Origin of the sequence: Mastigocoleus sp. MO_188.B34 (genome assembly GCF_030065675.1) — a bacterium.
Lineage (GTDB): Bacteria > Cyanobacteriota > Cyanobacteriia > Cyanobacteriales > Nostocaceae > Mastigocoleus.
On record NZ_JASJDK010000065.1, the window covers coordinates 29,489 to 42,271 of the forward strand.

Sequence of the window (12,783 nt, forward strand, 5' to 3'; positions counted from 1 at the left end):
AATCCCCATTCACCGCGATAGCGGTGCGGACTTACCCCAATCCCCAACTAAAGTTGCCAAATTTTCACAATATTTTCGGCGCTACCACCACCAGCAATTTTTTTTCCATCCTTACTAGTTGCTACAGAGTATATGTAACCGACATCTTTTTTGAGGGTATTAATTAGTTTTCCAGTTTTTAAATTCCATAACTTAATAGTATTATCATTGCTACCACTAACAAGTATTGGATCTTTGTTGGACTGACTGTCAGTTTCACTGGGTATATAAGCAACTGAATTTACTTTATCTGTATGTCCTTGGAGAGTCTTGCTTACTTTTCCTGTAGCTAAATTCCATACTTTCACAGTTTTATCTCTACTTGCGGAAGCTAATGTATTCCCATCAGGAGCAAAAGCAACAGAAAAGACTTTATCTTTGTGTCCTTTGAATGTACGAATTTTCTCTCCCGTTTTCACATTCCATAGTTTTATGCTTTTGTCCCAACTACCAGAAGCTAAAGTAAAACCATCGGGGGAAAAATCTACAGAATTTACTGCTGCAGAATGTCCCTTCAATGTTCGAATTTCCTCCCCTGTAACCACATTCCATAGTTTGATGGTGCTATCGACACTACTAGAAGCTAAAGTTGTACCATCCTTACTAAAAGCAATGGAAGTAACTCCCTGTAAATGTCCTCTGAGGGTACGAATTTCTTTACCAGTTGATAAATCCCAAAGTTTAATAGTTTTATCATTACCACTACTGGCAAGAATTGTACCATCTGGACTAAAAGCTACATCCCAAATCCATCCAGAGTGACCCTCAATAGTGCGAATTATTTCTCTACTGGTTACATCCCAAACTTTGATAGTTTTATCATCACTACCACTAGCAAGTTTATCTCCTTGGGGAGAAAAGTTAACTGCATTTACATCACTTGCATGTCCTACTAATGTAAATACTGAAGAGTTGTTAACAAATAATCCCGGTGGTATTAAAGGAATTAGCGGTGGATTGAAAAACCAAAAAACTCCTCCACCCAAAGTTAATAGAATTAATCCACCATTAACGAACCATTGCTTTTTAAGTTTTTTCTGTACCTGTACTGTTGCTTCATTTGAGTTTCCCGGTACAGAGCTAAGTAATGTTGTCGCGACCGAAGCTGATACTTGTTGAGGTACTAAGTCTTTAAGAACGTGATCTGCAGATTGATAACGTTCCTTAATATCTACTTTGAGTAATTTATCAATTACTTCGCCTAATTCCATTGAGATGGAAATACCTTCTCCGTTAGAACCATTAAAGTGTTTTCGCCAGGTAGAAATCCAAGCATAGCCCTTTTCCATCCATTGTTTAGATGGAGAAATACCTGTGAGTAGAAAAAAGCAACTTGCACCCAAACTGAATAAATCGCTAGCAGGGTAAGCTTTACCGTCTTGCATTTGCTCCACAGGGGTATAACCATGGGAACCAATACTTGTCCCTTTATTTTTGACAGTTGTGGTTAAAAGCTTAGAAGCACCAAAGTCGATCAGTACATGCTTCCCATCATTTTCACGAATAATCACATTTTGTGGCTTAATATCTCTGTGAATTACTCCTTTATCGTGGATAAATTTCAGAACTGGCAATAAATCCAATAACAGCTTGCGAATTTCAGGTTCCCTAAACCTTCCATTCTCTTGCATGTGTTGTAGTAAATTATCACCCTTAATAAACTGTTGTACTAAATATAAATAACCATCTTGCTCAAAATACGCCAACAAATTGGGTATCTGTGGGTGTTCTCCCAAATCTTGTAAACGCTGAGCTTCTTCCTTAAAAAGTTTGACTGCTTTTTTTAAAGTTGATTGATTCTGAACTTTTGGGGCAAGCTGTTTAACAACGCACTGTTCGTTTAATTTGTCTATATCTTCTGCCAGATAGGTAATACTAAACCCACCTTCAACAGAAAGCCGTTTTACAATCCGATAGCGACCTCTGAGCAAAGGTATCAATGGTGTCTGACAAGTTTGGCAACATTGATTCCCATCCGGGTTCATTGGGTTTTGGCAATCGGGATTCAGGCAGCAGATCATACTGGGAATCCATCCGTGTTTCGAGTATATGTTAATTCGTATCAGAGATTTGTTGCGATCGAAATGCTTAACCTATTTCTTCTCATAAAAGAAAAAGACACAGCTATAGCATAGGGGAAATTAGGGCAAGTTTCAATTATAAGGTTTGCTTCTAAAGTTGAATCACAATTCTAAATCATACATTAATCATTATTCGAAGTAGTCCGTATCACCCCATAGTCATAAAAATTACTATATTTCTATCTCTCTGGTTGAAGAAATTGGAGTAATTCTCTGCTCTTCGGTATTTAGTGTGACAATCCCAAATCTGACATACTGTCATTTGCTGACACCAAGTCACAATTATAATTGCTATGATTAGCAGCTAAAAAAAATAAACTGATGTTTTTGGTAATATCCAATGTAATATAAAAAAACTAAATTTGGAGAATGTTTTAAAAGTAATAAATTAGACCAGGTTGTCGTTAGCATAACCTAAAATTTAAAATCCTTTTTAAAAGGGATAAACCCTCTAAAAAGTCCTAATTAGTTTCAAGGATATTTATCAAACATTCTCTAAATAAAAATCTAATAATTTATTGCGATTTGTCATATTCACAAGTAAAAAATAAGTCAAAAAAACAAGTAACAAATATGAATTTCAAAAGTAACAAAGAATATCATCATAAACTGGATTATAGGTTTTTTGATTTGGGGTTTTTTAATTTGAGGTTTTTTGAATTTAGACTTAAGTTTAGATTTATTATATCTTTGTTTAGTAGCTTTTTGGTTGCTAGTTATTCTCTACCTGTAAACGCTTTAATGGTAGAAATATTAGATGATAAAAACACCTTACTTATAGCTAAAACACCTGATGAGAGACCGGAAATAGTACAACAAGGTATAGAAGAAATACCCGTAATCAATCCACCACAAACATCTGAAACACCACAACAGCCTTCACCAACTCAGGAAGAAACCACACCAATAAACCCTCAACCAGCAGAACCTCCAGCATCATCAAATACCATACAACCTACTTCTCCAGCACCAGGTTCTGAGACAGCAGCACCAACAAGTCCTGCACCTGGGACAGTAGCACCAACACGCCCTGTACCTGGAACTGGAACAGCAGCACCAGCCCGTCCTGCACCCAGAACAGCACCAAGAAGCCCCGTCGTCACACCACAACCAAGAAACCAACCAGGTAATACCCAACCTCAAATAACTCGTGAAGATCCAAGAACCTCACCTCTTGTTCCTTCCAGGGAAGTTAATTACCGCCAGCTTAATTATGTAGATATTGCTTTAGGAGTTTTAGCTCCAGGTGACTATGAGTATAATGGCAGACATTTCCATTTTTACCAGTTTGAAGGTAGAGAAAATCAACTGATTCAAATTAGGTTGCTTGGTAGTGGAGATCGACGTAGATCTAGTAATTTAAGCATGCAACCACTAATGTATCTGCTTGACCCTGATGGTAATGTAATTTTGAGGCGAGGTGGTGGAATTGGTCCCGGTTCAAGAGATGCTTTTGAATTTGTTCGGCTACCTGCAGATGGTACTTACGTTGTTGGTGTAACTACGCGCGATCGAGGAAATACGGGTCGTTATAGTTTGGCGCTAAGGAACGATAGAGCTAGTTATACTGTTGATGAAAAAGATAACTTAAGTACTACCGGTCCAATTTTAAGAAGAAATCGTAGTCCTTACAATGTTTCCCAGTTTGAAGGTGAGAAAGGTCAGCTTGTTAGTATTCGTGTAGATAGCACCTTTGAAGAATTTTCTCCTTACGTAGTATTGCTTGACTCTCAAGGAAAAATCGTTGCGACGAATAATGACAAAGATGGGAAGTTTAGTGCTCTGATAGATCGAGCCAAGTTACCAGAAGATGGAACTTATTATGTTGTCGTAACTTCAGTTTCTCCAGGACAAGCAGGAGCTTACAGGCTGACGATTTTTTAATAGGTAAGTTAACAGGTATCAATAACGATTAACAGGTGATACGAAAAAATAACAATCACCATTACCCATTACCCATTACCCATTACCCATTACCCATTACCCATTACCAACACTATTGCGACATTCGCCAAACCTTAATAGTGTTATCTCCCATTGCACCGCTAGAAAGAGTCTGCTGATAAGGAATGTCTTCTCGATCGATTGCAGGTGAGAAACTTAGGGAGGTAATGTAGCCAGAGTGTCCTTTAAGGGTATCTATTTCTTCCCCCGTCACTAAACTCCAAAGTTTAATTGTGCGATCGCCACTACCACTAGCGAGAATATTACCATCAGGACTAATAGCTAAACAGCTCACCCATTTGGAATGTGCTTTGGAGGAATTTTTGGAACCACCGGTAAAAGTACGAATTTCTTCTCCTGTAGTCAAATTCCATAATTTGATAGTGCGATCGTGGCTTCCGGAAACAAGAGTTTGACCATCGGGGCTAATTGCAACAGAAGATACTTTACCTTTATGACCTTCAAGGGTACGGATAAGCTCTCCCGTAACTAGATTCCAGATTTTGATAGTTTTATCATCGCTACCACTGACTAGTATTTTGTTATCGGGGGATACAGCGATAGAAGATACCTTTGATGAATGTCCGCTTAAGGTACGGATTTCTTCTCCATTTCTCAGATTCCAGACTTTGATAGTACGGTCAAAACTACCACTGATAATGTTTTTACCGTCTTTAGTTACAAGTAAAGTTCCAATGGAATCAGAATGTCCTTTAAAAGTACGGATTTGCTTCCCATTGACTAAATTCCAAAGCTTAATCGTATTGTCATAACTCCCACTAATGAGGTTTTTATTGTTGGGAGTAATTGCAACAGTTGCAACCCAAGCGGAATGACCTTTAAAAGTACTGATTTCCTTATTTTTTGTTAAATTCCACAATTTGATAGTGTTGTCGTAACTACCACTAGCCAAGATTTGACCATTTGGGTTGTAGGCTAAAGATGCGACTGAATTACTGTGTCCATTTAAGGTTTTTTGTAGGTAATTACTACTGGGAAAACTAGCAATCAAAAATATTGGATTTGATACTAAAAATCCATAACGGACATAACCATAAATTTGGCTACCAACTAACCCAAAAAGAAGAATTGCAACAGCCGTTAGCCATTTAAGTATTAATTTGAGATCCTGTTTCGATAGATTTAAAGAAGAGGCTATTTTTGATATTCTTTGCGAGCGGGATTGGTTAGATGTTTGTCTTCGGAATGCAGAAAATAACTTTACCCTCGGAGAAGATGAAGAAGCTTTTGGATTTACAGTATTTGCTATATTTACTGCATTAGTTGGCGGTTTTGCTCGTATTTGAGTTGGTGGTGGAACTGTAAGAGGAAAAGTTAAATCTCTAATCACTTCATCTGCTGATTGATAGCGCTCTTGAATGTCTTTTTTCAATAAACGTTCGATAACCAGAGCAAAGTCATTACTCAGGGGACTATTTACATGTTGTCGCCATGTAGAAACCCAACCGTAACCCTGTTGTGTCCATAAATGAAATGGAGGTATTCCGCTAAGCAGATGAAAACAGGTTGCTCCTAAGCTGAAGAAATCACTTGCAGGACAAACTTCTCCACCCTGTATTTGTTCTATGGGGCTGTATCCAAAAGAACCAATGGTAGTTCCGGGTTTAGTTTGTACTGTTGCTGTCAGCTGCTTTGAAGCGCCAAAATCAATTAATACTAACTTGTTATCGAATTGACGACGAATGATATTTTGTGGCTTGAGGTCGCGATGAATTACTCCATGTTCGTGAATAAATTTGAGAACGGGTAGTAGGTCAAGCAGCAGTTCTCTTATCTCTGTTTCATTATATTTTGAACGTTGCTGCAGTTCTTTAAATAGATTCAATCCATCAACAAATTCTTGTACTAAATATAAGTAATTATCTTCTTCAAAGTATGCCAGTAATCTTGGTATTCTTTGATTTCTACCTAGTTCTTGCAGGCGCTTTGCTTCTTGTTTAAATAGCTCAATTGCTTTATTTAAAGCCCAGGTTCCGTGAACTTTCGGTGCTAATTGTTTTACTACACCAAGTTCATTGAGCTTATCTAAATCCTCTGCTAAGTAGGTTCGACCAAATCCACCCTCATCTGAAAGTACTCCAGTAATTCGATAATGACCTCTAAGCAGGGGTTTAAGTGTTGCGCTGCAACTCTGGCAATACCTTATCCCATCTGGGTTGTGGGGATTTGGGCAATCGGGGTTTAGGCAGCACAGCATTATCTAGCTAATGTAAATGTTCTCAAAACTATGATAGCTCTTTCTCCAATTTTGCTTGTTAATATTGTTGCTTTTTTTTTGAATTCTAATCTTGCATTTTTTTGTCATTGATTGACGATTCTGTTTCTAATTATAAGCAGTATAAATTTGAGAAAAAAGGTTATAGTTCCTGTAAATATAACCATAAAAAAGACTTAAATTTGTCAGTTTTTAAACCAGATTTATGTAGCCTAAATATTACTATGAAAATAGGCATAACTCTGAATTTTGAATATTTACATTTTACGCGCAGAGCATTTAATTAACCTGATTACTTTGCCAAACTCTAATCGTATGGTCATAACTTCCACTGACAATAGTATCGGTAGATTCAAAAGAAAATGTACTGCTAGGTTTAATTGCAACTGACCAAACTTTACGACGATGACCTGTGAGGGTACGGATATTTTCTCCCGTATTCAAATTCCAAATTTTAACGCTCTTATCCCAACTACCGCTAACAATAACTTTGTTATCAGAACTGATTGCAACGGAATTTACTTTGTTGTGATGTCCTGAAAGGGTGTTTATATTTTTTCCTGTGTTCAGATCCCAAATCTTAATAGTTTTATCCCAACTACCGCTGACTAGTTTCTGACCATCTGCACTAATAGCAACAGAAGTTACTGAAGCGTAATGTCCCGTCAGGGTCATTTTCTCTTTACCTGTGTCTAGATTCCACAACTTAATATCATTATTGAAGTGATGGGCTGAAGCTAAAGTTTTTCCATCGGGACTAAAGGTAAGAGAATTAACAATGTCACAGTGTTGCTTCATTGTGCGAATTTCCGAACCAGTAGAGAATTTCCAGACTTTTATTGTCTGATCCCAACTACTAGAAGCTATTCGCTTTCCATCCGGACTAAAACTAACAGAAACAACGGAGGCTGAATGACCTGACAAAGTCTTAACTTCTTTTCCTGTTTCCAAATTCCAAATCTTGATAGTTTTATCTGCACTACCAGAAGCAAGAAATTTACCATCCGGACTAAATGCAAGAGAGTTTACCCAGTTGGAATGTCCTTTTAGGGTTAGTATGTCTTCTCCTGTTTCTAGTTTCCGTAATTTGATGTTTTTTTCTCCACTGACACTAGCAATATTATTACCATCTGGGCTAATAGCTAATGCCAAAATTGCTCCAGATTTTTCAGTTAAAGTTTGGGATAGGGAAACATTTCCCGATAGTAGGTCGAGACCTTTATCAGTTCGGGAAGATAAATTTGTCAAAGCTGGGGAACTTGGTAAATACCACACTCCTCCAAAACCTAAAACGGCTAGCTTCCAGAGGAAAAATTTTGAGAAAGTATTACCTGTCAACAGCTTGATTTTTGAGCAGGTCATTTTTACAGACATTGCAAATAAATTAACTGCAAACTCCAAGCACTATAGTCAATAAAAAGCTAGTAATCGATTGTCCCGCAAACATTATTATGTACTAACTTGATAGAAATAATTCCGGAACTATTTCTATTTTTTTAAGCTTCGTAAAGTCAACATTTTTTAAAAAATAGAAGACAATTAAAACAGTTTTACATTCCAATGTTTACGTTAAATTATTATGTATTTTTGATACTATAATTATACATAATACTAAGACGTAAATGACAACTTTATCACATATTCATAAATTATTAAAAATGCCTACAATCTCATAAATTACTCATCTAAGCTCATATTTATAATACTTATTTTAAATTATTGTAATTACTTACATAAATAAGTGATTCTTTAGACTTAGTAATGTAAGTGTACAAAAAACTAGTTACTTAGTTATTATTTTACGCTCATAAAAAAAATATTCGAAATACATACAAATATAAAGCAAATAAGGGTATTTAAAACGCAGTACATGGTAACAAAAAGTACTATTGCTGGTCTTGTTTGTTTGAGAAGTTTGCTTATGCTCGATATTGATTAATACTAGGAGATGAAAATACTATTGAAAAATTTTATTGATATTTCTATCGCAGCTTAAAGACAAAGCTAGCTAAAATTAATCTGAATTAATTAATTTAATTTAATTTAATAAATTTAATTTAATTTAATAAATTTAATTTAATAAATATAATTTAATAAATATAATTTAATGAATTTATCTTTAAAACCAAGCTTGTGAGGAGATATAGCATTTTAGGGGGGTCGATTATACCCCCATAAAAAATAAACAAAATTTATGACTCATTTGGGACTATTTTTCGACCGCAATAAGAGTAATACTTGAAATACTCAGTAGCAGAATAATATCAAAATTTTTAAATCATAACTTCATGAAAAATTTACAATTAATGGGATAAGCGCCAAACTTTGATTGTTTTATCTTCGCTACCCGTAACTATAGTTTCTCCATCCCAGCTATAGACTAATGAACTAACAGCTTCATTATCATTAGAAAGAGTACTAATCAATTCTCCTGTAGATAGATTCCAGATTTTGATTGTTCTATCTGTGCTTCCACTAGCAAATGTTTTGTTGTTTGATAATCTATTAGCTGGGTTAATTGCAAGGGATGTAATACTCTGGGTATGTCCTTCAAGATTGCGAACCAATTCCCCTGTAGATAAATTCCAAATTTTTATACTTCGATCTGCACTTCCACTTATAAGAATAGGATTGCTACCTTTTACTCCAGGACTCATAGCAACTGATGTAACGCTTTGAGTGTGTCCCTTAAGAGTATGAATTAACTTACCTGTAGATAAATTCCAAACTTTTATAGTTTTGTCGGTGCTCCCAGAAGCCAATATATTCAAGATATTACTATCATTGTCATTTCCCGAACTAGGACTAAACTGACTAATAGCAACTGAGCGCACCCAAGAGGAATGTCCGGTAATCGTACGAATTTCTTTTCCTGTTTCCAGATTCCAAAGTCTGACACTTTTATCGTTACTTCCACTAGCAAGAATTTTGCCATCAGGACTAATTGCTAGGGTGTGGACAGAATCAGAATGTCCGGTTATGGTGCGAATTTTTCTTCCTGTTTCAAGGTTCCAAATTTTGATTGTTTTATCTTCGCTACTACTAGCAAGAATTTTACCCAAACCCTGGGGTGTAGGTACCTTCACAGGACTAACAACAATCGCATTTACTCGACTTTTATGACCTTTAAGAGTTGCAATTTCTTTTCCTGTTTGGATATCCCAAAGTTTAATTGTTTGATTGTTGTTACTAGCAGCTATTCGACCGTCAGGACTAATTGCAACAGATAATATTGAGTTTAAACCGCCTGAAATAGTATTAGCTAGAGAGAATTTTTGCGAGCGCTGTTTATTTTGATTAATTTTGCTACTTAGATTATCTACAGCAACACTTGATGAAAACTCTGTAGTAAATTTTTGTGCTTGCAAATACCAGAATTGTCCCAATCCCAGAATTGCGATCGCAGTTAGTGGGAAAAACAAATATTGAGGTTTGAGATATTTGTTCGATCCAGAGGGTGAAAATATTGGAGTTTCATAAGACTCATTAGCTATAGAATCTAGCGGTTTTGAACTCAAGTCATTAAATGCTTGTTCTGCTGATTGGTAACGTTGTTTAATATCTTTTTTCAACAACTTTTCCATGACTAAAGCCAGTTGTTCGTCAATCGGATGACTCAAGTATTGTCTCCAGTCATTGACCCAGTTATAACCATTTTCTGTCCAAAGTTTAAATGGAGATGTTCCTGTAAGTAGATGAAAGCAGGTTGCTCCTAAGCTGAATAGATCGCTCGCAGGGAAAGCAACACCGTCTCTAATTTGTTCAATTGGACAATAACCATGGGAACCAATTGATGTTCCTGCTTTAATTTGTACCCTTGCTGTTAACTGCTTAGAAGAACCAAAATCAATTAAGGCTAAACGTCGATCTTTTTTGCGACGAATGATATTTTGTGGTTTAATATCGCGATGAACAACTCCCCGTTGGTGAATGTATTTGAGTACGGGAAGTAAGTCCAACAAAATTTGTTTAATCTCAGATTCCGCGTAAAGAGGTGCTTGTTTTCCAATTCCTCGACGTCGAAATTGTAATTCTTTAGATAAATTTTGCCCGTCAATGAATTGTTGTACCAGATACAAATAATTATCTTGCTCAAAATAAGCCAATAGGGTCGGTATTTGGGAATGCTCTCCGAGTTGTTGGAGTCGAGTCGCTTCCTTTTGAAATAACTCCATTGCTTTTTTGAGCGCCCAATTACCGGGTAGTTTCGGTGCTAGTTGTTTGATTACACATAATTCTTTGAGTTTATCCACATCTTCTGCAAGATATGTTCTACCAAATCCTCCTTCATCTGACAGCACTCGAATGACACGGAAGCGATTTCGCAAAAACACTGTCAACGGAGTACCACAGGTTTCGCAAATTTTAGTTCCATCAGAATTAAGGGGATTTGGGCAATCAGGATTTAAGCAGCAGATCATTATCACAGAAGCGCGACTGCGTAGCAAGTGGTGGTTGGTTTGCCCCTAAATTTTCCAAAAATGGGAAAATTATTTTTGCATTATACAAAATATATTTTTTTTATTCCTGAGTGGGGAATTTCTAGTGATGTTTTTTTATTGTTTAAAATCACAGTAGCTAAAATCACTCTATATTGATTTAATTGATATTTGATATATCCTATATAAGATATATTTTTACAGAGTTTACCGCCCCGATGTACATAAGTTTAAATACTTGATTATTGGGTTTTGTTAGTATTTTTTGATGAAATCTTACACCTCAACAAGAACAAAAAATACAAATGATTTTTCTAAATGATTATTAAAACTATTTAAATTTTTTTTGATTTTTCTTGATTTTTAAAATGTTTAGACTTTGGTATCAGTAGTTTTTTCAACCAGATATTACTTTAACCCAAACTACTAAACTGTTGAGAAGTATCAACAAACCGTGAATTATTAGCTTAAGCTTTAAATATTTTTAACTTGAATGAATATTCTTAACCCAATCTAGTTAAATATGACGTGAAAAACTGCTAGTTTTTAATTTTTCCCGCCATCTGCGAATTGCAGTTGCTGCACGGTTAATAGGAGGTGAATAATGTGATGCAACCCCTTGAGTTTGAAAACTTGAAGCTTGAAATTCTGGAGTTTGAAAATTTGAAGTTTGAAAATTTGGAGTTTGAAAATTTGAGGCTTGAGATTGCTTGACTTTTCCCAAAGGCTTGGTTGTCATACATTCACTCAAATTCGGAATATATTTTTCCAAACCTAAAGCCCGTTTTACCTCCTCGACAGATTTAAAGCGCTCCAGCAGAGAAGTTTTAATCATTTTGCTTAATATATTTCCCAAATGTTCGCCAACATTTGCTTCTTTTTGCCAAAGTATTTCACCAGTAATCGGGTCATGCTCAAATTCAAGGGGTGCTTTACCGGTTAGTAAATAGACACAAGTGATACCGACAGCATAAATATCGCTGGCATAAACTGGGGATAAATAAAACTGTTCTGGTGGAGCAAATCCCATAGTTCCAACAAAATGAGTGCTAGCGTTTTGAAGTGCAGAAGTACTATTGTTTGGTTTGATCAATTCATCTTTAACCGCTCCAAAATCTATTAGTACAAGACGTCCATCTTCTTTACATCGCAATATATTCTGTGGCTTAATATCCCGATGGATTACATGGCGATCGTGAATATAAGATAAAACAGGCAATATCTCTTGGAGAAACTGCTTAACAGCTGCTTCTGTTTTTACACCGTCACGTCTAACTTCCCGAGCTAAAGTGTAGCCCCGCACGTATTCTTGGACTAAGTAAAATTCACCGCGATTTTCAAAAAAGTCCAAAAGCATCGGGATTTGAGAATGACTACCCAGTTGACCCAAGGCTATAGCTTCTTTTTCAAAGCGTTCTTTAGCTCGTTCCCAGCTTCTATGATTGCTAGTTCGGGGACACAACTGTTTAATGACACATAAAGGATTACCTGGTAAATCCATATTTCTGGCAATAAAAGTTACTCCAAAGCCACCCCGACCCAATATTCTGAGTATTTTGTAGCGATCGCGAAATAAATTCTTGGTACCACACAGTTGACCGAGGTGAGTTTTGTGCAAAATATCTGTATGGAATTTTGTAACTTTCTTCATGGGAAAACGACTCATGGGCTACAGAAATGACTAAATACGGGAATTACTAAATAAACATTTATATTGTGATACCGATTGTTGATCGCAAAATTCCTTTATAAGGATCTGAGTAGACGATAATACTTATATTTTTCTAGGACTTATGCAACTGGAATATTTTCCTGTAGGATGTGTGACACACAAGCGATTTAATTTGAACGTATTAAGAAGGTTTTTAGTATCACGTACCACCCGTATATTGTGACAATTGCGTAAGTCTTTTTTTCAAGAATTTGAGAAAAGATGATATTAGATTTTGGTGATTTTATATTTTGGTGATTAGATTTTAAAAATATTTAATTTTAAATATTTAATTTTAAATATTAAGTTTTAAATATTTGACCTCAAATCTAA

6 protein-coding genes are annotated in these 12,783 nt (G+C 35.9%); 1 reads left to right on the forward strand and 5 read right to left on the reverse strand.

Translation table 11 applies throughout. From position 1 onward, the window contains the following. Positions 1-47: 47 nt before the first annotated feature. Positions 48-2,060: a serine/threonine-protein kinase gene (locus QNJ50_RS16170; protein ID WP_300636990.1), complete on the reverse strand. Its 2,013-nt coding sequence runs from the start codon at positions 2,058-2,060 to the stop codon at positions 48-50. 750 nt (positions 2,061-2,810) lie between these two features. On the opposite strand from QNJ50_RS16170, the gene QNJ50_RS16175 reads away from it, so the two are divergent. Beyond that, entirely contained in the window at positions 2,811-4,004 is a 1,194-nt protein-coding gene (locus QNJ50_RS16175) for a pre-peptidase C-terminal domain-containing protein (protein WP_300636992.1), read from the forward strand. Positions 4,005-4,116: 112 nt separating this feature from the next. Here QNJ50_RS16175 and QNJ50_RS16180 read toward each other — a convergent pair whose 3' ends face one another. The 4 genes from QNJ50_RS16180 to QNJ50_RS16195 all read right to left on the reverse strand — a co-directional run bounded on the left by QNJ50_RS16180 (position 4,117) and on the right by QNJ50_RS16195 (position 12,405). Next, entirely contained in the window at positions 4,117-6,282 is a 2,166-nt protein-coding gene (locus QNJ50_RS16180; protein WP_300636994.1) for a serine/threonine-protein kinase, read from the reverse strand. A 297-nt stretch (positions 6,283-6,579) separates the two neighbouring features. Beyond that, positions 6,580-7,674, reverse strand: coding sequence for a WD40 repeat domain-containing protein (locus QNJ50_RS16185; protein WP_300636996.1), 1,095 nt, complete (start codon positions 7,672-7,674; stop codon positions 6,580-6,582). 929 nt (positions 7,675-8,603) lie between these two features. Beyond that, the gene (locus tag QNJ50_RS16190) at positions 8,604-10,721 is read right to left on the reverse strand and encodes a serine/threonine-protein kinase (protein ID WP_300636998.1); all 2,118 of its coding nucleotides are present in this window, start codon (positions 10,719-10,721) and stop codon (positions 8,604-8,606) included. A 535-nt stretch (positions 10,722-11,256) separates the two neighbouring features. Next, positions 11,257-12,405 carry a serine/threonine-protein kinase gene (locus QNJ50_RS16195; RefSeq protein WP_300637000.1) on the reverse strand — a complete coding sequence of 383 codons (1,149 nt, stop codon included), beginning with the start codon at positions 12,403-12,405 and terminating at the stop codon, positions 11,257-11,259. Positions 12,406-12,783 lie beyond the last annotated feature (378 nt).